The 253-nt window shown below is 64.0% G+C and carries 1 pseudogene; it reads right to left on the bottom strand.

Features of this window, described 5'->3' with window-relative positions:
* A pseudogene (locus SB765_RS31775) lies at positions 1–243 on the bottom strand (DUF1513 domain-containing protein); the annotation flags it as partial.
* Positions 244–253: the final 10 nt, after the last annotated feature.

The raw sequence follows: 253 nt of genomic DNA, 5'->3' as shown, positions 1-253 counted from the left end.
GACGAACAGTGCGATCGGCTGCTCGGGGTGGTGGATGATGGCGTGGCAACGCTGGGCGACCTGGGTGCTGAACACCTGGGTGCCGTCCAGGCGAAAACCCACGGCATAGTGCTTGCCGTCGCCATCGTCACGCGCCGAAAGCAGCAGGGGTTCGCTGCCTTTGTTGCGGAACAGGCTCCAGCCGCCCAGGGTCAGGGCACTGAGCAAAACGCTACCGAGTTTGAGGGCCTGGCGTCGCAGCATGATCAGTCAC

This window comes from Pseudomonas sp. SIMBA_067 (genome assembly GCF_046534675.1).
GTDB lineage: Bacteria > Pseudomonadota > Gammaproteobacteria > Pseudomonadales > Pseudomonadaceae > Aquipseudomonas > Aquipseudomonas putida.
The sequence above is the reverse complement of the archived record's forward strand: the minus strand, read 5'-3'. Positions and strand labels throughout refer to the sequence as shown.